This window comes from Streptomyces sp. NPDC058579 (genome assembly GCF_042718575.1).
GTDB lineage: Bacteria > Actinomycetota > Actinomycetes > Streptomycetales > Streptomycetaceae > Streptomyces.
In genome coordinates this window covers 99,975-120,404 of the sequence record NZ_JBHXPI010000002.1, presented here as the reverse complement: position 1 = coordinate 120,404, position 20,430 = coordinate 99,975, and the positions used below count along the sequence as shown (strand labels likewise).

General features: G+C 70.5%; 14 protein-coding genes (1 of these 14 cut by a window edge). 8 read left to right on the top strand and 6 right to left on the bottom strand.

The genetic code is table 11. The annotated features are described in order from the left end of the window. Positions 1–120 precede the first annotated feature (120 nt). Complete coding sequence (locus ACFWRO_RS03435; protein ID WP_384504480.1) at positions 121–882, bottom strand: DeoR/GlpR family DNA-binding transcription regulator; 762 nt, start codon at positions 880–882, stop codon at positions 121–123. Between the two features lie 384 nt (positions 883–1,266). Between ACFWRO_RS03435 and ACFWRO_RS03430 the strand changes: the two genes are divergently transcribed. From ACFWRO_RS03430 to ACFWRO_RS03405, 6 genes are all read left to right on the top strand, one after another. Beyond that, positions 1,267–2,028: a DeoR/GlpR family DNA-binding transcription regulator gene (locus tag ACFWRO_RS03430; protein ID WP_384503869.1), complete on the top strand. Its 762-nt coding sequence runs from the start codon at positions 1,267–1,269 to the stop codon at positions 2,026–2,028. 65 nt (positions 2,029–2,093) lie between these two features. Continuing rightward, the gene (locus ACFWRO_RS03425) at positions 2,094–3,479 is read left to right on the top strand and encodes an ABC transporter substrate-binding protein (RefSeq protein ID WP_384503868.1); all 1,386 of its coding nucleotides are present in this window, start codon (positions 2,094–2,096) and stop codon (positions 3,477–3,479) included. Further along, positions 3,476–4,459, top strand: coding sequence for a carbohydrate ABC transporter permease (locus ACFWRO_RS03420; RefSeq protein ID WP_384503866.1), 984 nt, complete (start codon positions 3,476–3,478; stop codon positions 4,457–4,459). The genes ACFWRO_RS03425 and ACFWRO_RS03420 overlap by 4 nt, the downstream gene beginning before the upstream one ends. Next, positions 4,456–5,343 carry a carbohydrate ABC transporter permease gene (locus ACFWRO_RS03415; RefSeq protein ID WP_384503864.1) on the top strand — a complete coding sequence of 296 codons (888 nt, stop codon included), beginning with the start codon at positions 4,456–4,458 and terminating at the stop codon, positions 5,341–5,343. The genes ACFWRO_RS03420 and ACFWRO_RS03415 overlap by 4 nt, the downstream gene beginning before the upstream one ends. After that, on the top strand, positions 5,340–6,329 hold the full coding sequence (locus tag ACFWRO_RS03410; RefSeq protein ID WP_384503862.1) for a zinc-dependent alcohol dehydrogenase family protein: 990 nt from the start codon (positions 5,340–5,342) through the stop codon (positions 6,327–6,329). Before ACFWRO_RS03415 ends, ACFWRO_RS03410 begins: the two co-directional genes overlap by 4 nt. Beyond that, on the top strand, positions 6,326–7,228 hold the full coding sequence (locus tag ACFWRO_RS03405; RefSeq protein WP_384503860.1) for a carbohydrate kinase: 903 nt from the start codon (positions 6,326–6,328) through the stop codon (positions 7,226–7,228). The genes ACFWRO_RS03410 and ACFWRO_RS03405 overlap by 4 nt, the downstream gene beginning before the upstream one ends. Positions 7,229–7,307: 79 nt before the next feature. Here the strand turns inward: ACFWRO_RS03405 and ACFWRO_RS03400 are convergent, their stop codons facing one another. Beyond that, positions 7,308–7,673 (bottom strand): hypothetical protein, encoded by a 366-nt coding sequence (locus ACFWRO_RS03400; RefSeq protein ID WP_384503858.1) that lies wholly within the window; start codon positions 7,671–7,673, stop codon positions 7,308–7,310. A gap of 154 nt (positions 7,674–7,827) precedes the next feature. Between ACFWRO_RS03400 and ACFWRO_RS03395 the strand changes: the two genes are divergently transcribed. Beyond that, the gene (locus tag ACFWRO_RS03395; RefSeq protein ID WP_384503856.1) at positions 7,828–8,799 is read left to right on the top strand and encodes an AraC family transcriptional regulator; all 972 of its coding nucleotides are present in this window, start codon (positions 7,828–7,830) and stop codon (positions 8,797–8,799) included. On the opposite strand, the gene ACFWRO_RS03390 is transcribed toward ACFWRO_RS03395, so the two are convergent. Further along, positions 8,775–9,752, bottom strand: a complete 978-nt coding sequence (locus ACFWRO_RS03390; RefSeq protein WP_384503854.1) for a phosphotriesterase — start codon at positions 9,750–9,752, stop codon at positions 8,775–8,777. The two genes, ACFWRO_RS03395 and ACFWRO_RS03390, sit on opposite strands and share 25 nt — an antisense overlap. A 144-nt stretch (positions 9,753–9,896) precedes the next feature. After that, complete coding sequence (locus ACFWRO_RS03385) at positions 9,897–11,384, bottom strand: FAD-dependent monooxygenase (protein ID WP_384503852.1); 1,488 nt, start codon at positions 11,382–11,384, stop codon at positions 9,897–9,899. Positions 11,385–11,444: 60 nt separating this feature from the next. Here ACFWRO_RS03385 and ACFWRO_RS03380 point away from each other — a divergent pair, with 60 nt between their 5' ends. Continuing rightward, positions 11,445–12,056 (top strand): TetR/AcrR family transcriptional regulator C-terminal domain-containing protein, encoded by a 612-nt coding sequence (locus tag ACFWRO_RS03380; RefSeq protein ID WP_384503850.1) that lies wholly within the window; start codon positions 11,445–11,447, stop codon positions 12,054–12,056. Here the strand turns inward: ACFWRO_RS03380 and ispH are convergent. Together ispH and ACFWRO_RS03370 are read right to left on the bottom strand one after the other, a co-directional pair. Then, positions 12,046–13,011, bottom strand: a complete 966-nt coding sequence (gene ispH, locus ACFWRO_RS03375) for a 4-hydroxy-3-methylbut-2-enyl diphosphate reductase (protein WP_384503849.1) — start codon at positions 13,009–13,011, stop codon at positions 12,046–12,048. The two genes, ACFWRO_RS03380 and ispH, sit on opposite strands and share 11 nt — an antisense overlap. 206 nt (positions 13,012–13,217) lie before the next feature. After that, positions 13,218–20,430, bottom strand: partial view of a hypothetical protein gene (locus ACFWRO_RS03370; protein WP_384503848.1) — the 3' end only. Its footprint extends 35,954 nt past the window's final position; 7,213 of the gene's 43,167 nt are visible here — the last part of the coding sequence; its start codon lies off the right edge, out of view; it ends in the stop codon at positions 13,218–13,220.

Sequence of the window (20,430 nt, the reverse complement as noted above, 5' to 3'; positions counted from 1 at the left end):
TCGGACCCAGCATCGGACCAACCTACTTAACAAGCAAGCAGGATTCAGGAGTTACGCGAAGATTGCGCTTTCGCGCGGGGCGGCGCCTTCCGCGTAGCGAGGCCGCGCGGCGAGGCGCGGCTACACGCGGATGACCTGAGGCCCGAGCAACGAGTACCGCTGCGCCTCCGCCGAGGACAGCGCGGTGTCGGTCACGATCGTCTCGAACTCCCGTACCTCGGCGAACCGGCAGAAGCTGACGGCCCCGAACTTGGTGTGGACCCCGGACAGGATCCGCCGCCGGGCCGAGCGGACCGCCTGCGCCTTCACCTCGCCCACCGCGGGGTCGGGGGTGGTGAGCCCGTACTCACGGGAGATCCCGTTGGCCCCCACGTACGCCAGGTCGATGACGAAACCGGCCAGCATCTCCGTGGCCCAGTGGTCCACCGTGGCGAGCGTGCCGCCCCTCACCCGCCCGCCGAGCAGCAGCACCTGGACCCGGTCCCGCGCCGCCATCACGGAGGCGGTCGCGAGCGACGCCGTGATGACGGTGAGCGGACGGTCCTGGGGCAGGGCCTCCGCGATCAACTGAGGCGTGAAGCCCTCGTCGACGAAGACGGTCTCCGCCTCGCCGAGCAGTTCGGCGGCGGCCCGCGCGATCCGCGCCTTCTCCGCCACGTGACGCACGGTGCGGGCTTCGAGGGTGGTCTCGTACCCGGCGCTCTCCACCGGGTACGCCCCGCCGTGCGTGCGGCGGACGAGCCCGTGGTCCTCGAGGACCCGCAGATCACGGCGGACGGTCTCCAGGGAGACCGCCAACTTCTCCGCCAGGGAGACCACTTGCACCGCTCCCTCACGGCGGGCGGCCGTGAGAATCGCATGGCGACGGTCCTCGGCTGTCACAGCCCTCACCACCTCGACGCTAGGGAGGCCCCGGGTCGTGGCCCAACCGCGCACCATCATGTGACACGCGGAACGCCGGGGACATCGGCAGGATGACCGAGAATCTACGGCTGCCGCCGCACGTCGGAGCGGGTCGCCCGGGCGATTCGGGCAGGGAATGGGCCCCGCGCACCCCTCCAACGGACAGGCGCACCGGCCGCTCCCACCGCCGTCGGCCAGCTGATCAGCGGAAACGGCGGCGGGCAATCGGGCATGAACGGGCAGCATCCACACAGCGAACAGCCTGGTCACCTCAGTCGAAGCCCTTGTAAAAACGGACCACGGGCCCGAACGGGCAGCGACAGGCAGTGCAGGCAGTGACAGACCCCTGGTGGAAGGTGTGGCGTGGACACGGACGAGCGCCGACGCAGGATCCTGCGCATCACACGCAGCTCGGGATCCGTGGAAGTGTCGGATCTGGCCACTCAGTTCACCGTCGCCAGGGAGACGATCCGCCGCGACCTGAAGGCCCTGGAGCGTAAGGGACTGATCCGCCGCAACCACGGGGGTGCGCGGCCCGTGGAGAGCGCCGGCTTCGAAACGACCCTCGTGGAGCGCACCACCCAGCACGTTCCGCAGAAGACCAGGATCGCCGCGGCGGCCGCCCAGTTGCTCGGCGAGGCGGAGACGGTCTTCATCGACGAGGGTTTCACCCCTCAGCTGATCGCCGCCGCGCTCCCCCGCGACCGTCCGCTGACCGTCGTCACCGCCTCCCTCGCGGTGGCCCACACCCTGACCGACGCGGAGCAGACCACGGTCCTGCTGCTCGGCGGCCGGGTACGGCCCGGGACGCTGGCCACGGTCGACCACTGGGCCTCCCGGATGCTCGCGGGCCTCGTCATCGACCTGTGCTTCATCGGCGCCAATGGCATCTCCCGCGAGTACGGGCTCACCACGCCCGATCCGGCCGTCGGCGAGGTCAAGAAGCAGGCGGTACGCGGCTCCCGGCGTCGGGTGCTCGTGGGTGCCCACACCAAGTTCGGCGTCGTCAGCTTCTGCCGCTTCGCCGAGATCCGGGACGTCGAGGCGATCGTCACCGACACCGGCCTGCCGTCGGCCGAGGCCCAGCGCTACTCCTTGCTCGGCCCGCAGGTCATCCGGGTGTGAACACACCCATCACCCGCACCCCTCACTTCACCTCAACCCGCAGCAGTCACCCGCAGGAGGCAGCCATGTCTGTCCAGAACCGTTCCCTTGCCGTCCCCCGGAGCCGCCGACGCCGTGCCGTCGGGGCGCGTGTCGCGGCGGCCGGCGCCGCCGGCGCGCTCCTCGCCGCCTGCAGCGGCGCGGGCGGCTCCGCCTCCTCCGGCGGCGACACCATCAACGTCCTGATGGTGAACAACCCGCAGATGGTGGAGTTGCAGAAGCTCACCGCGGCGCACTTCACCAAGGACACCGGCATCGAGGTCAACTTCACGGTGCTCCCGGAGAACGACGTCCGCGACAAGATCAGCCAGGACTTCTCCAACCAGGCCGGCCAGTACGACGTGGCGACCATCAGCAACTTCGAGGTCCCCATCTACGCCAAGAACAACTGGCTGCACTCCCTGGACGACTACGTGGCGAAGGACACCGCCTTCGACCAGAAGGACGTCCTCGCACCCCTCACGAAGTCCCTCACCGCCGCCGACGGCAAGCTGTACGCCGAACCCTTCTACGGTGAATCGTCCTTCCTGATGTACCGCAAGGACGTCTTCGCCGAGAAGGGCCTGACCATGCCGGAGCGGCCCACCTGGCAGCAGGTCGCCGACCTCGCGGCCAAGGCCGACGGCGCGAAGCCGGGGATGAAGGGCATCTGTCTGCGCGGGCTGCCCGGCTGGGGCGAGGTCATGGCCCCGCTGACGACCGTCGTGAACACCATGGGCGGCACCTGGTTCACCAAGGACTGGAAGCCGCAGCTGACCTCGCCCGAGTTCAAGAAGGCCACCTCGTTCTACGTGAACCTGGTGCGCGAGCACGGCGAGGCGGGCGCCCCGCAGGCGGGCTACGCCGAGTGCCTCAACAACCTCACCCAGAGCAAGACCGCCATGTGGTACGACGCCACCGCGGCGGCCGGGTCCCTGGAGGCCAAGGACTCCCCCGTCAAGGGCAAGATCGGGTACGTCCAGGCCCCCGTGGACAGGACCGAGAGCTCGGGCTGGCTCTACACGTGGGCCTGGGGCATCCAGAAAGCCTCCAAGAACTCCGACAACGCCTGGAAGTTCATCTCCTGGGCGTCGAGCCAGAAGTACGAGGAGCTGGTGGGCGAGCAGATCGGCTGGGCCAACGTCCCGGCCGGCAAGCGGGCTTCGACGTACCAGAACCCCGCGTACAAGAAGGAAGCCGCGGCCTTCTCGGACGTGACCCTCAAGGCCATCGAGTCCGCGCGCCCCGAGGCCCCCGGTGTCCAGGAGCGCCCCGCACCCGGCATCCAGTTCGTCGGCATCCCCGAGTTCACCGATCTGGGCACCAAGGTCTCCCAGGAGATCAGTGCCGCGATCGCGGGCCGTCAGTCCGTGGACGAGGCCCTGGAGAAGAGCCAGGCGTTCGCCGAGAAGGTCGCGGAGGAGTACCGGTGACCACCTCGGTCAGCACGTCCCCACCGGCGACGGCGGGCCCGCCCCGACGCCGTACCGGCCCGGCGAAGCGCTCGGGGAGGAAGGGCGGGCCCTCCGCCTGGGCGACCCGCGCGCCCCTGCTGCCCGCCCTGGTGTTCCTGATCGCGGTCACCCAACTGCCCTTCGTGGCAACCCTGGTGATCTCGTTCTTCGACTGGAACTCGCTGGACCCGGACGCTCGCAGCCTCAGCTGGTTCGGCAACTACGCGACGGTGGCGACCGATCCCGCCCTGCGCGAGTCGGTCCTCACCACCATGGTGCTGACCGCCTCCGTGGTCGTGGCGTCCGTGGTCCTCGGGCTGCTGCTCGCCCTGCTCATGGACCGTACGTTCGTGGGCAGGGGCTTCGTCCGCACCCTGCTCATCACGCCCTTCCTGCTGGTGCCGGTCTCCGCGGCGCTGCTGTGGAAGCACGCCCTCTACAACCCCGAGTACGGTCTGTTCAACGGGGCGTGGACGTGGGTCGCCGGCCTGTTCGGCGACGACACCCCCGCGCAGCCGGACTGGATCTCGGACTCGCCGCTGCTCGCCGTCGTGGGCGCGCTTGTGTGGCAGTGGACGCCGTTCATGATGCTGATCCTGCTGGCGGGGCTGCAGAGCCGGCCGGCCGAGGTGATGGAGGCGGCCCGTCTCGACGGGGCCTCCGACTGGCAGATGTTCCGGTACGTGACGCTGCCGCATCTGCGCCGCTACCTCGAACTCGGTGTGCTGCTCGGCTCGATCTACATCGTGCAGAACTTCGACGCGGTGTTCACCATCACCTCGGGCGGCCTCGGCACCGCCAACCTGCCGTACACGATCTACCAGACCTTCTACCAGGCCCACGAGTACGGTCTCGCCTCTGCGGCAGGGGTGCTCGTCGTGATCGGCACGATCGTGATCGCGACCTTCGCGCTGCGGGTGGTCTCGTCCCTGTTCAACGAAGAGGTGACCCGCCGATGACCGCGCTCGCCCCCGCACGCCCTTCCGTACGCGAGGCTTCGCTCCCGCCCGCCGCCCGCAAGGCACGGCGCCGCTCGGCCGGGCTCGGGGTGGTCGCCTGGTGCGCCGGCATCCTCTTCTGCCTGCCGGTCGCCTGGATGGTGCTGACCTCGCTGCACTCCGAGCCGGACGCGGCGACCAACCCGCCCTCGCTCGGCGCGGCGCTCACCCTGGACGGCTACAAGAAGTTCTTCGGCGCGGGCGGCGGCGCCGACCCGTGGCCCTCGCTCATCAACTCGACCACGGCGAGCCTGGTTTCCACGGTTCTCGTCCTGGTGCTCGCCCTTCCGGCGGCGTACGCCCTGTCCATCCGGCCGGTCCGCAAGTGGACGGATGTGATGTTCTTCTTCCTCTCCACGAAGATGCTGCCGGTGGTGGCGGGCCTGCTGCCGATCTACCTGTTCGCGAAGAACGTCGGGATGCTGGACAACATCTGGCTCCTCGTCATCCTCTACACCTCGATGAACCTGCCGATCGCGGTCTGGATGCTGCAGTCCTTCCTCGCCGACGTCCCTGTCTCCATCATCGAGGCCGCCCAGGTGGACGGCGCCAGGCTGCCCACGATCCTCGCCCGGATCGTCGCGCCCATCGCCGCGCCGGGCATCGCGGCCACCGCGCTGATCTGCTTCATCTTCAGCTGGAACGAGATGCTGTTCGCCCGCGTCCTGACCGGGGTCACCGCGCAGACGGCGCCCGTCTTCCTGACCGGATTCGTCACCAGCCAGGGCCTGTTCCTCGCCCAGCTCTGTGCCGCCTCGGTCGTCGTGTCCCTGCCGGTGCTCGCAGCCGGCTTCGCCGCCCAGGACAAGCTCGTCCAGGGCCTCTCCCTTGGAGCCGTCAAATGAGGGCAGCAATCGTCGAGGCGCCCGGCAAGGTCTCGGTCACCACGCTCCCCGACCCCACGCCGGGGCCCCGTGACGTGGTCGTCGAGGTGGCCGCGTGCGGGCTGTGCGGGACCGATCTGCACATCCTGCAGGGCGAGTTCGCGCCGACGCTGCCCATCGTCCCTGGCCACGAGTTCGCGGGCGAGGTGGTCGGCATCGGCTCCGAGGTGACCGAAGTGTCGATCGGCGACCAGGTCGCCGTCGACCCCTCCCTGCCCTGCCACGAATGCCGCTTCTGCCGCGCCGGACGCGGAAACCTCTGCGACCGGTGGGCGGCGATCGGCGTCACCGTCCCCGGCGGCGCCGCCGAGTACGCCCTCGCGCCGGTGGCCAACTGCGTACGGCTGCCCGAGCACATCGACGCGCGCGACGCAGCCCTCATCGAGCCGCTGTCCTGCGCGGTGCGCGGCTACGACGTGCTCAGCGGCACGCTCGGGGCGCAGGTGCTGATCTACGGCTCCGGCACCATGGGCCTGATGATGCTGGAGCTGGCCAAGCGCACCGGCGCCGCCACGGTCGACGTCGTCGACATCAACCCCGAACGCCTCGCCACGGCAGAGCTGTTGGGCGTCACGGACTCCGCATCGGCCGCGGCCGAGCTGGAGCGGCCGGGCGGCTGGGACGTGGTGATCGACGCGACGGGCAACGCGGCGGCCATCCAGGACGGCCTCGGCCGCGTCGCCAAGGGGGGTACGTTCCTGCAGTTCGGCGTCGCCGACTACGCGACGAGGGCGGTCATCGAGCCGTACCGGATCTACAACCAGGAGATCACCATCACCGGCTCCATGGCCGTCCTGCACAGCTTCGAGCGGGCCGCGGCGCTCTTCGCCACCGGTGTCCTCGACCCCGCCGTCTTCATCAGCGACCGGCTGCCGCTGGAGCAGTACCCCGAGGCGATCGACCGCTTCAAGGCGGGCCAGGGACGCAAGATCGTGGTGCAGCCGTGAGCGGTCCCGACCAGGGGCGGGAGGACGCGGTCCTCGTCATGGGCGAGGCGCTGACCGATCTCGTACCGGAGGAGAACGGCACGCTGCGTCCGCAGCCCGGGGGCGCGCCCGCCAACGTGGCGGCGCAGCTGGCCCGTCTGGGCGTCCGCACGGCGTTCGCCGGAACGCTGGGCGAGGACGACTTCGGGCGCCGGAACGAACGGCGTCTGCGCGGTTTCGGCGTGGAGCTCGACCTCTGCGGGCGCTCCGGCCGGCCCACGGCCCTCGCCGTGGCGGACCCGAGCGAGGAAGGGACGCGCTACCACTTCCATCTCCGGGACACGGCGACGTTCGAACTGCCGGACGTGGTGGGGAGGTTGCGGGACTTCTCCGCCGTGTACGTGGGTGGGCTCGCCGCTGTCGTGCCGCCGGCGGCGGACGTGGTGCTCGCCACGGCGCGGGCGGCGGCACGCCACTCGATGCTCGCGGTGGACCCCAACGTCCGCACGGACCGCACGCTCGACCCGGAGAGCAGTCTGCGCCGGCTGCGCGAGCTGTGCGCGCTCGCCCATGTCGTCAAGGTCAGCGACGAGGACGCCCGCCTGCTCTGGCCCGGCGACGCACCGGAGGTGCCGTGTCGCAAGCTCGCGGCCGAGGGGCGCTTGGTGCTTCTGACCCGGGGTGCGCGGGGCAGCTCGGCGTTCCTGCCGGGTGACGTCCACGTCTCCGTGCCGGCCGTGCCGGTGACCGTGACCAGCACGATCGGGGCGGGCGACGCCTTCATGGCGGCCGTCCTGGCGGTGCTCGTCCGCGGCGGGGCGCTTCGGGGCGGCGGCCCTGCCGCCATGACCGCCGCGCAGGCCCGGGAAGCGCTGGAGTACGCGGCGTCGGTGGCGGCGGACGTGCTGGGCCGAGCCTGAGGCCGGGCCTGAGGCGGGGCTTGAGAACGAGCCTGAGGCCGAACCGCCCGGGGCACCCCACCCCGGGCGGCCCGACCGGTCAGTTGAAGGTGAGGTAGGGGTTGGCCGTGGTCCCCTTGGCGTGGAACCAGGTCGAACCCGGGTTCTGGGGGTGCCCGGTGCCGACGTAGAACGTGCCGTCGCTGGTATTCCAGTAGCCCCAGATCTTGACGTAGCTGGTGCCGGGATACAGCGCCACGGTCGAGCACGCTCCGCGCGCGACGTAGCCGGAGTTGCCCTGCTGGGGAACCTCGAAGCGGACGTTGTAGTTGCCGGACGCGCAGATGGTGGTCGTACCGCTGGCGGCGGACGCCGGCGCCGCTACCCCCATCACCACGCCCGCGGTGGCGATCACCGTGGCTCCGGCGGAGGCTGCGGCGCGCTTCATGGATGAGGTCAGGTTCATGGTCTGTCCCTTCCTGGGGCTTCGTCGTTCCTGGGATTCATGATTGCCTCGGTCATCGGCCAAGGGCCCAAAAGCCGGTGGGGGCCTGCCCGTTCACCGGAGCCCTCTGCCCGGACGGGAGGACTCCCCGCGGCCCGTGGGCGAGGATGGAGGCATGTACGAGTTGACGGCGGTCGGCCCCGTTCCCTCGGTGAGCGAATGGAACGACGCGTTCACCGGTCTGCACGGCGCGAGCCGCGTCTCGGTGCCGGATCGCACCGCCCCGTGGACCGGGCGGCTCGACTGCCAGCGTTCGCCGAGCTACGCCATCGCCCTGTGCACCGGCGGGCGGCAGACGGTCACCCGGACGGCCCGGCACATCGGGAGCGACCCCAGGGGCACGTACGAACTCCTTGTCCCGCTGGCCGGGACCGCCTGGGTGGAGCAGGGGCCGGAGTCCGGCGAGATCGCGCCCGGTGTCATGGCCCTGTGCTCCATCGACCGGCCGATGGCCTTCGCGCACGATGCCGGGTTCCGCTCGATCTCGCTGATCGTGCCGGGTCGGGAGGTACTCGCCCGCAGCCCGGCGCTCTCGCGCGAGCCGCGGCTGTTCGGCGGAGCCGGCGGTCTCGGCCGGGTGGTCAGGACCATGGTGACCGCGCTGCAGGAGGAGCGGGAGGAGCTCTCGGAGGCGACGTTCGACCTCGCCTGCGAGCGGCTGCTCGACCTGGTGTGCCTGGCTGCGGAGGGCGCCGTCGACTCGGCCCCCGCCGGGCAGCGAGCAACGGTCGAGGCCGACGTCAGGCGCTACGTCCGCCGCCACGCAGGCGACGACGGCCTTGACGTCATGGGTATCGCCCGCGCCCTGGGCTGGTCGACCCGCTACATCCAGCAGGTCCTGCGGGACGCGGGAACGACCTCGCGCGACCTCATCCGCCGCGAACGGCTGCTCCTGGCCCGGACCCGGCTGTCCAGTCCGGGCTGGGCGGGGCAGTCGATCGCGGGGATCGCGCACGCCTGCGGTTTCGGCAGCCACGCGTCGTTCAGCACGGCGTTCCGGCAGGAGTTCGGCATGACACCGCGCGAGGCGCGGCACGGCGCCCTCCTCCCGTCGGCGGCGGGTCAGGCGCCGGGCGGGGTGAAGTAGCGGCGCGGGTTGTCGACCAGCATGGTCGTGATCTCCGCCTTGGTGACGCCCGCCCGGCGCAGCCCGGGGAGCACCTGGTCGTGCAGGTGGGTGTGGTGCCAGTCCGGGGCGACGGCCTCGCGCACGCCCGGCGGGAACCAGTCGATGTGGCATGAGGCGTCGTGCGACAGGACCATCCGGTCGGCAAGACCCTCGCGGGCGAGCGCCGCGACGGTCGCCACCCGCTGGTCGGCGGGGAGCAGGATGTCGAGACCGAAGCGGTCCATGCCGACGTACGAGCCGTTGTCGATCAGCTGGTGCAGGTAGTCCAGGTCGGCGGTGTCGCCACTGTGCCCGATGACGACCGCTCCGAGGTCCACGCCTTCACTGCGCAGGACCTCCTGGGCGGTCAGGCCGGTGCGGGCGGCCGCGTTGGTGTGCACGGTGATCGGCGCTCCGGTACGGAGGTGGGCCTGGGCGACCGCCCGCATCACCCGCTCGACGCCCGGGGTGAGGTCGGCGTCGATGGCGCACTTGAGGAACGCGGCCCGGATGCCGGTGTCGGCGATGCCCTGCTCGATCTCGCGGACGAACAGCTCGGTCATGCCCTCGGGGCCGCCGAGCATCGTCCCCGGCCCGTGAGAGCGAAAGAAGTCCGGTACGTCGGACAGGGTGTAGATGCCGGTGGCGGCGACGATGTGCAGGTCCACCTGCTCGTTGACCAGGGCGACGCGGCTGACGTCCCTCCCGAGGCCGATGACGGTGGGGTCGACGAGCGTGGTGACGCCGGTGGCGGCCAGGGCCTTCAGCCGGGTCACGGCGTCGGCGACGCGCTCCTCCTCGTCCCAGGTCTCCGGCATGCTCCGCCGGAACTCCTCGCTGAGAACGAAGACGTGCTCGTGCATGAGGACGGTGCCCAGGTCGGCGACCGGCACGGGGCCGCGGACGGTGTGGACGGAGGGGGACAAGGTCATAGGGCGGGTCCTTCGGGCTCGCGCCGGAGCCCGAAGGACCGCGGCCTGATCTGGTGGGACGGTGTCGCCCGTCCCACTCTCGGCCGCCGCGCCCGGGATCTCTTTCGCCCCGGCGCACGCCAGTTGCCCGTGGGCGCGGGGTTCCTACGCCACGGCCGCCTTGACCGCCGCGTCCGCAGCGGCTGCGAGCCGGTTGTCGTCCGGTTCGGTGCTCGCCCAGGCCACGTGCCCGTCGGGGCGGACGAGCACGGCGCGCACGCCGTGCCAGGCGGCCGGGAGGCCGTCAGGGGTCGATGCGTGGACGGCGGGCTTGGCCTCCGTCGAGCGGGCGGTGAGTGAGCCGTCGGGGGTGAAGTCGAGCAGGAGGTACGCGTCCGGGCGCAGGTGGCTCAGCAGTCCCCGGTCCGTACCGGTGAGGGCCAGGTCGGGCGCGCGGGTGCCGGTGAGCGGGTGCGCTTCGTGGTCGGCGGGCGGGTGGCCGACGGAGAGACCGGTGAGCCGCTCGGCCAGTTCGCGGCCGAACTCCGGCCGGGCGACGATCAGTTCACTGAGCAGAGAACGCAGGGCGAGCCCTTCGGGGGTGAAGGTGGTCACCAGGGCGGTCTGGGCTCGGCTGTGCTCCATCAACTGGGCTCCCACCGGGTGGCGTTCGGAGTGGTACGTGTCCAAGAGTCCTTCGGGCGCACGGCCGTTGAGGGTCGCGGCCAGCTTCCAGCCGAGGTTGTGCGCGTCCTGGATGCCGACGTTCATGCCGACTCCCCCGGTCGGGTAGTGCTGGTGGGCGGCGTCGCCCGCCAGCAGGACGCGGCCGCGCCGGTACGTGGCGGCGAGCCGGGTCGCGTTGCCGAAGCGGGAGAGCCAGGACGGGTCGCGCATGCCGAAGTCCTCGCCGACGACGGCGACGGTCTTCTTCCGCAGCTCGTCCAGCGTGAGGTCGCCGGGCCACTCGGTGGTGAGGCTGTCGGGGCTGGTCCCGACGACGCGGAAGCGTCCGCCGGGCAGCGGCGCGACCATCAGCCCGCCCTGGACGGTGAAGGCGCTGAAGCCGGGCGGAGGCGGGCTGTCGAGGGCGACGTCGCCGAGCCAGCCGAGGACCGTGGACGGGGTGCCGGGGAAGTCGATGCCGGCGGCGGCGCGCACGGTGCTGCGTACACCGTCGCACCCGACGAGGTACGCCGCCCGTACCTCGTACGCCCCCTGCGGTCCGTCCACCAGGACGGTCACGGATGCGGAGTCCTCGCTGTACCCGGTGACGCGCTGCCCGCGCAGGAGGGTGGCACCAAGGGCGACGGCGCGCTCCTGGAGCAGCTCCTCGGTGCGGGCCTGGGGCAGGAAGAGGGTGTACGGGTACGGGGTGTCCAGGTCCCGTAAGTCGAGCCGGTTCGCCAGCATCGCGAAGTGGCCGTTCGGGATCGGCATGCCCTCGGCGAGGAAGGGCTCCAGGGCGCCGCGCGAGGCCAGGACCTCAAGGGTGCGCGGGTGGATGGTGAGCGCCTTGGAGCGCTGGTCGATCTCCGTGCGCGGCTCGACGACGGTCACGGGGATTCCGCCGAGCCGCAGTTCGGCCGCGAGCCAGAGCCCGACGGGCCCGGCTCCGGCGATGACGACGTGGCGCTGGTGCTGTTGTTCCATGACGAATCCAACCCTCCTTGGTCAGTGACCAATAACTTCTCCTCGCAGTAAACTAGGTCAATGACCAATGGGCAAGCGGCGGGCGGCAGACTCGCACCCGGCACCGTGATCCGGGCCGCGCTGGAACTCCTCGACGAGAAGGGCCTCGATGCGCTCTCCACCCGCGCGGTGGCCGAGCGGCTCGGCGTACGGATGAACACCGTGCTGTGGCACGTGAAGACCAAGGCCCGGATGCTGGAGCTGATGGCGGACGCGGTGGTCGGCGAGGTCTCGCTGGACGGCCTGCCCGAGGAACCGGACCTGCGCGCCGAGGAGTTGGTCCGGCGCTACCGCCGCGCCCTGCTCGCCCACCGCGACGGGGCGGCCCTGGTCGTCGGCACGTACGCCGCCGAGCCGCACACTCTGGGCCTGGCCGAGGCGATCGTCGGCGCGCTCCTGGACGGCGGCCGGGGCGAGCGGGAGGCCGCCTGGACCACGTGGGCGGCGATCTACTTCACCCTGGGCCTCACCCAGGAGGAACAGGCGGCCGAGCGGCAGCAGTTGGGCGACCGGCTGGCCGAGGCGGTCTCCGAGGCGAGCCACCCCGCCCTCCACCGCACCCTCGACCACCTGGCCGGCGACTCCTTCGACGACCGCTTCGAGTTCGGCCTGGGGACGCTTCTCAGGCGCTGAACTCGGTCAGTTCGCGCGGGAGGGAGAAGTGCTGGCCCTCCCGCGCCACCTCCACCGTCCGCACGTCCTGATAGCCACGAGAGGCGAGCTCCGCGAGCAGCGCCCCGATCGACTCCGCGGGCGCCGAGGCCCCCGCCGTGACCCCGACGACATCGACGCCCTCCAGCCACCCGCCCTCGATCGCGGCCGGGTCCTCGACGAGGTGGGCCGGGGTGCCGCAGGCCCGCGCCACCTCCACCAGGCGGCAGGAGTTGTGGGAGTTCGCGGAGCCCACGACCAGGACGAGGTCGCTCGCCCCGGCCAGGTGCCTCGCGCCCGCCTGCCGGTTCTGGGCGGCGTAACAGATGTCGTCGCTCGGCGGGTCCTGGATCCCCGGGAACCGCTTCCGCAGCTCCACCACGACCCGCTCGGTCTCCTCCACGGTGAGCGTGGTCTGCGCGAGCCACACCAGCCGCTCCGGGTCCGCCACTTCGACGGCGCGTGCGCCGTCGAGGCCGTCCACGACGTGCGTACGCCCGGGGGCCACGCCGGCGGTCCCGACGACCTCGTCGTGGCCGGGGGCCCCGATCAGCAGGATGTCGTAGCCGAGCTCGGCGAACCGCCTGGCCTCACGGTGCACCTTGGTCACCAGCGGGCACGTGGCGTCGATGGCCCGCAGCCCCCGCTCCCCCGCCGCCTCCCGTACGCCCGGCGCCACTCCGTGGGCGGAGAGGACGAGGACCGCCCCCGCCGGCACCTCGTCGACCTCGGCGACGAACACGGCACCCGCGCGCTGCAGCCGCTCCACGACCTGCCGGTTGTGCACGACCTGGCGGCGGACGTAGACGGGTGCCCCGTAGCGGGCGAGGGCGAGTTCGACGGTCTCGACGGCCCGGGAGACCCCCGCGCAGAACCCGCTGGGGGCGGCGAGCAAAACCGATCTGGCGCCGGGCGAACTCGCAGACTCGTACCCCATGTGGTCCTCCAGAACTCGTCGGTTCGAGGAGGAGGGAAGCACGGCGGGCCGGGGCCGGACGCGGGCTCGGCCAGAACCCCGCACCAACAGGTACCGGCACCGCCCGAAGGGGCACGGGCGCTTGCGCGCGGAGCGCCTGGAACCGCTGGAGGCCGGGCGCGACACCGCGGTCCCGGGTGTCGGCATCATGCCGCGAATTTCACGGTCTACGTCGCCGCCGCATCGCCGCGGAAGCCTCGGATCATTGCTGCGGCACGTACCGCAGCCTGCCATTGAGCATCAAGATCCATCTCGTCGCCGAGGCCGAAAGGAAGAACGTCGGCCATGGCGCGATTGTACTCAGCGGCGGTGGCTTGGCTTTCTCCGCCCCTGGTCAGGGTCAAATTCACTGAATCGAAGAGGCTCATTGCAGTCACCGGCTCGCCAAGACCATCGATACTGGAATTACGGAATCCCCTGATTATTGCGGCGGCACGTTCCACGGCCAGCCTGCGAGCGGCAGGGTCGCCCCCCTCGCCGAGAGGGATGTCCCGCATGGCCCGAACGAAGTCCCAGACAGTGACAGGCGCACCCAGGGATGCGTTGACGTCCTCATATACGTGCAGCACTTCCTGCGCCACCCCTCGGTCATGGAGGTGGTAAACGATGTGTGCATATTCGGTGAGTTTCTCAATGAACGAGTCGTCTACCGCGTCACCTCCTGAAGGATCTCCTATCCCACCCTCTATGCCCACATTGCGGACCTCCTCCCTCATCGAATCCCGCACCCTCATGAAATTGGGATAAACAGAGGCGAGGGCCCGCCTGGCACCTTCGGCGATGTACCGCGCTGCCGTGCTCACGAGGCTGTCCGGGTATTCCTCGCGCACGCTGCGCCCGAAGCTGTTGACCAGAATCGCATCCAGCAGATCGTCGACGTTGCTTGCGAGCTGTCGGTCGTCAACCACACCCAACAGGAGTCGCAGCCGCCTGGACGTCAGGGGATCCTCACCCTGTGCCCGCGGGTTGAACATACTGTCGATCGCCGTCAAGCGATTCCCTGGCGAACCGGCAGGGTCGTAGAAGACGTTGTCCGTGCGCAGCGCATCGAAGCGTTTTTCCTCACCCATGAGAGCATCCTCGACGAGCATCGCACCGTACTGGTTGAGAGAGATTTCATCATCAAGGAGAGCCAGACGCCCCTCCTCCTCGATGCGTTCGATCTCGACTCCAGGGGCCCGGTCCATGACGAAGAAGGTATCCCGCTCTTCTTCCTCGGCGGATACGATCAGGTCTTTCCGGGCGTTCATGTCGTCTCGGATTTCATCTTCGAATGAGTCCGGATCGGCATCCTCTCCCCAATACTCTTCGGACATTTCGGCGGTGATCGGACGCAGGATTTGATTCAATTTCTGACCGCTCGGGGACTTCGCGGAATACAGGCGGCCGTGCGGCGTCGGTACCCCCAGGACTCTCCGCACAAAGGTGTTTGCATAGAAGAAGGTGAATGTGTGCGGACTGTCTGCTTCGACGTCGATCTTGATGACGGCAGTGTTTTCTGAGCCATCCGATACCGCCAGTACGGTCGTCCCCTTGTAGCTTGCGACGGTCAGTTCGTCCGGCCACAGCATGGGGGAGGTCGCGCTGTTGACCATGCCGGCCGCGCCGAGGGCCATGGCCTGGCTCCGCACGGACGCCCCGGGCGCGGACAGACTGTCTCCCGGTGGCAGGAGCTCGCCGTGGGCAGGGGCGGTTCCGGCGTCCGCCTGCGGCAGGACGGGCGCCGGCTGGGTGACTTCCACGAGCCGCTGCAGCACCGGCCTCATCGGGTTGTCGCGCCCGGCCTCGGAGGTGTCCTGCGACAGCAGGAAGTCCGCGTACTCGTACATGGACGCGGCGGTGAGCGGCCGGTCGGCGAACTGTGGGTGCGCCCTACGCTGGGTCTCCAAGGTCGCGTACTGGGTCATCGCCCTCAAGTGGACGTCCACTTGGTCCTCGATGTCGGCCCCGTGGACGTGCCGCACCAGACGGACCAGGCGGAGCGCGGTCTCGACGTCGGGGATCCCATTCCTGCCGACCAGCTGCTGCAGCTGCGCCTGGTCGGGTTCCGGTCGCCGTTCGATCCACCGCGGGGCGGGGACATCGCTGCGAAGGTTCAGGGACGCGTCGCGGAGGCCTCCGTCAGGCGCTCGCCACCGGTGGATGACTCTCACCGTGGCGTTCGAGGCATAGACCCGGCGACCGACGTCGTTGGCGAGCTGCCCGCCGACGGTGAGGTGGGTGAGCGGATCCTCATCAGGGAGCAGGAGCTCGGCGTTGCATGCGAGAAGCACGACCGGGTCGGCCGCCGGCCGTGCGGACAGACTGGGCCGACGGCGCAGCGCCTGCCCGAAGCCCCGACGGTCGAGCGGGAGTTCGGCGGCGTCGCTGCGCCGGACGTGCACCGCCTGGTTGCCGGCGTGGGCACTGAAGTAGTACGGCTGCTCGCCACGCTCTGCCCAGGGCAGCGGGACGCCGGAGCGTACGACCGCGTCGGCCGCGGCATTGACGACGCGGTGGGTGCGCCAGGAGTTCAGCGTTTGGAAGGAGCGCTCGCTCCGGGCCCAGAGGTCCGGCGGCAGCGAGGCTCGGCCGATCGTGTGTCCGTCGCGGTCCACGATGGGGTCGCTGATCATGAGGTCGGTCGCGCCGTTCGGGTCGGTCGGGTCGGTCGAGCCGGAGAACAGGTAACTGTCGCCGACATCGGACCTGACCCATACTCCGGTCGGCACGTTCGGACGGTCCTCACGGTGCGCGCCGAAAAGCAGACGAGTGGCCTCCACTCCGTCTGCGGGCGTCTGGACCACCTCACGCGGGAAGAGCGTGCTCGTGTACGACCAGGTGGGCCTGCCCACCGTGTTCGCGACCGCGCGGGGGGCCGTCAACGGGCCGCTGCCCGTGCCGGATCCGGCCAGCACCACATGCACACCGGCGGGCTGGTCGTCCAGCAGTGGATCAAGGGCCAGCAGCTGCGCCAGTTCCTCGTCGCGCAGGTGGTAGTCGGTGCCGGCGTGGTGCAGCAGGAGTCCGAACTCGTCCCGTCGCAGCAGGACGGGGTAGGCGTTGCCCTTCGCACGGACCCACGGCGCGGGCGTCAGCACGTCGTACGTGATCTGGTCGGGGGCCGGGTCGGGGACCAGGACCTCGTCGGTGACCAGCGCGCCCAGATCCGCCGCGGCGTCGTAGCGGTCCCAGTTCCGGCCGGGTCGGCCGTGGGCGTCGCGGAAGAGGGAGCCCCCTTCGAGCAGCGGCATCAGGTGGTGGAGGGACAAGTCGGCCAGGGAGGTCAACTCGGCTGCCCGGCCCGCACCGATGATCGCCTCGACCAGGTCGAGCACGGCGATGCGGTGGGATTCGTCCACCGCACTGCCGGGCCGCAGGTGCAGTACGGCTCCGGCCACCACGTCCAGGTCCAGCGCGCCTTCGTACTCCCGGCGCCACAGGCCTTCCAGGAGGGCCACCACCTCGGCCTCGCCCTCTGAGGCCGACTCGTCGGACGGGGAGGAGACCTCACCGGGCGGAACGGGGAGTGCCGAGGGACCGGCGAGTCCACCCGGGTTCGACATCATGGCTTCTTGCGGGTGGGAACTGGTCGAGTCCTGCTCGGTTGCCGGTTGCCGCCGCTGTTGTGCGAGGGAGACGTAGGTGCGGAGGGCTGCTCGCACGGCCTCCGCGGCCTCCTCGAAACTCGTCCGGATGTCGGGGGCGATGCCGCCGGGCATGGAGGCGAGCCCGTCCTGGAGATTCGTGTGGAGCTCATTGAGCCGTCGGCCGACGTCCGACGACTGGAGCAGGGCGTTCCTGGCGTGGGCGGATACGTCCTTGGCCAGCAGGGCTTTGTCGAGGGTGGACAGAACGAGATACTTGTTGCCCTCGGAGTCGGGAAGCGCCAGACCGGCCACGCGTGCGAAGACGGCTGCGACCTGGACGACGAGAGGATGGTCGAGAAGGTCCGCGGCCGATTCGGGGGACAGCCGCAGGCGTGCGGCCTGAGCGTAGGCGTCGTTGGCGAAGTCGCTCAGCTCGTTGAAGACCGTCCGGAGCACGTCGTCCGTCAGATACCGGCGGTCCGGGCCGAGGCCGGGCAGGGCGGGGTCATCCGCGCTGTAGTTGCGCAGTTCGATCAGGGCCAGCGGGTGGGTGATGCGCCCCTCGTTGGTGTCCAGCTCGCGGTGGTCCACCATCCCGACCAGGTCGTACTGTGTGACCTCGGCACCGGAGCGGGCGGCGCCGAGCAGCACCGTCTCCAGGTAGTCCCTCGTGGATATCCCCTTCTCCCAGGTCTCCTCCAGGATGTCCTCGGTGTCGCCCAGGAAATCGGGGTAGTCCCTCGCGAAGTCGCCCACGAGAGCGCGCAGATGGTTCTCGAACAAGGCCGTGATGCCGTCCTCGTGGCGCTGGAGGAAGTCCTTGACCCCGTCGTCCAGTGCACCGCGCAGCACGTCGAAGGGCGTCCGGGACGCGGCAGGAAGCATGTTCTTGGCGAGCACCGGGTCCCCGGCCCGCTTGACCACGGGCAGCGCGACGAGGTGGCCGAAGCCGTGCCACGCGTAGCCGTGCAGTTCGTCCAGGCCGACGAGATCGGTCAGGAACAGGGCTTCGTCCGGCGTCGCCGACCGCCGGTGCGCCGGCGCCAGCCGTCCGAACAGTTCCTGCGCGTACTCCGCGGCCAGCCGGCCCGCGAAGGCACGTCCGGCGTCGACGAGGCCGGCCAGCCACCTGCCTTCCAGGCGGGAACGCACCTGGTCGAGCAGGGACGTGAGTCCTGCGACGGGCACTCCGACGGTGAACTGGGTGTAGGCGGCGTGGCCCTCGCCCGAGAGGGACGGAAGGACCTGGATGGGGCCAATGTTGCGCCTCATCTCCCAGCCCTCGTCCTTCAGGAGTTCGTCCAGCGGGATGGAGCGGCCTTCCCGGTTGGTCCGCTCCAGGAGCCGGCGGGTGCGCGCCTGCAGCTCGAACCCTTCGTCCGGGTGGAGCGACGAGGCGTCGTCCTCCAGCACGGCCATCGGCGGGGCGACCAGCTCGGCGATCAGCTGGGGCTCCGACGTCGGCTCCCCGCCGGCCTTCTCGACTGCCTCGTCCCGCGTCCGGTACAGCTTCCCGTCCTGGCCGCGGAAGAACTCCCGCTTCTCGGTGAAGATCACGAACCCGGTGCGGGTGTGCCTGGCCACCGCCTTCTTGGCCGGGAGATCGGTTCCCACGAGGATGAATTCGAGCTCGGACTCCCAGCCGATCGCCCCCAGTTGGTGGTCGGAGGCGGGGTCGACGAGTGCGCGTTCCAGCGAGCTGGATTCGACGGGGACGGGGAGGGCGTCGGCCGCGACCCGGGCTGTGGCGTCGACGACGATCGCGCGCGCCTCGAAGGGCGCGATGAGCGGAGGGGCGCTCCTGACGTACCGCCGGCGCTCGTCCTGGAGGTCGACCCAGACGACCCTCGGCTCTTCCTCTCCGTCGGGGCCGACGCCGGCGGGAAGGGTGTACGCGGCGAACGCGTGTCCCTTGCCGTTGAGGCGTCGAGCGAGAACGAAGGCGACGCTGCCGGGGCCGGTCCTCGCGACGGCGGCCTCCACGGACCGCCAGGAGCCGACGCGCTGCCAGCCCTCGCCGAGAGCCAGGCCGCCTTCCTGCGGACGGACGTCCAGCACGCTGTCATCCACGGCGCGCGGCCCGGCGGGGGCGACGCCCTGCGGGAACAGCCTGGTCCGGAGCGCGTGCAGCAGGATCAGGCATTCCTGCTCGGTCATGCCGTCCGAAGACAGCCGCGTCGCCGGCCCGGAATCGTCCCTGTCGCCCGCTGCCTCGTCCCTCTGTCCCGGGTGAGCGGCCAGAACATCCGCGACCGCCTGCTCAAGGCCCGGCAGATCCAACGCCCGGGGGATGCGCGGCCCGACCTTCTGCCGCACCTCCTCCGCGATCTCCGCTCGTCGACGAGCGGCAGGGTCCGGCTCGGTGCCGCGAGCCGCCTCCTGCGCCTCCACCGGCATCTGCTCAGTGGTGACGGGAGAGATGAGGCTCAGCCGGTCCTTCAGCCGTGCGGCCACCTGTTCGGCGATGTCCGGGCCGTGGGCGCGGTAGGTGTGGACGGCGTAGGCCACCCATGGCTGCGCCCAGTCGCGCCGAGCAGTCGCCGAGGGCCCGTCCGGGAAGTGACGCTCGACAATGCGCCCGGCCGCGGCCCACGTATCGGCGAAGGCGCCCGGCTCTGTCTCCTGCAACCGACGCTGTTCGTCGAGCACCCTACCGACGGGCAGCGCGGCGATGCTGATCGCCGGGCGGTGCGTGGGCGAGTACCGCGGATTGGGTACGAACGTGACCGGCGTCGTGTACCGGCCCGTCGCGCTGTCCAGCTCCGCGCCGTCCACGATCTCCGCGCCGACGATGAAGCGCGGCGCGATGCTGTCCGGGTGGAGCACGGTGTCCTCGAAGTCCGTCCCCTCCGACTCCGGGAAGGTCGCGAGGACGTCGAAGCCGCCGGGGGCGTCGATGAGCAGTCGGATGCCCACGCCCTCCTCCGCGCCGCCGGTGCTGTCGGAACGGCTGGTGGCGACATAGCCCATGGTTTCGGGGTCGACCAGATACGACACAAGGTCCGGCAGGGGTCCCTCGCTCAGTGGCGGGATCCCGTTGGCGAAGACCTGGTCCAGGATTCTCGGGTCGTCGGTTTCGAAGTCGAGGAAGAGCAGACTCTCGTCATAGCGGTACTGGGGCGGGGTGCCGTCCTGGTTGGCCCGGATCGTCGTGAAGTCGACCTCTGTCAGGGGAACGTAGCGGGACCAGGGGTTGTGCCGCGTGTGTGTGGAACGAGGTGCGGGCAGGGGGATGAAGCCCGTCGTGAGCGGTGCCGCGTTCTCGTGGAGGTGCACGTTGCGGCTCCGCAGCCACCCGGCCGACGTGGGGTCGAGCGGAGGGGGTCCCTGCGGCGGGGTGAACTCCTGGGCGGATTCCTGGGACTGGCTGGTGGACGGCCCGGGGCCTTCCGGGCGTGGACCGTCCTCGGCCGGCTGGAAGACCTTCCAGGGCTTCCAGTCCTGGTTGCCGGTCCGGGCCTCGTCGCCCGGGCGGTGTACGGCGATCACCGTCTCGAACTGGCGGTTCTGGTCGCCCTGGTGCACCCGGCCCGCGGGAGCGTAGACGTACGCGTTCAGTTCCGGGACGAGACGCTCCGCCATGCTCGGTGTCCGTGTGAGCACCTCTCCCGCGTCGTCGGCTCCCTCCGGCGCCACCTCGGCCACATCGCCCACGCCCGCGTTGTCCCAGAGCAACAGAACAGGCTGGCCCTCGACGTACAACTGCCCGCCGGCGTCCGGGATCTCACGGATCCACCGCGCCAACTCCCGCTTATCGATGTCCGCGCCGAAGCTCTTCGTGACGGGGTCATAGACCTTCACATGCGGACCG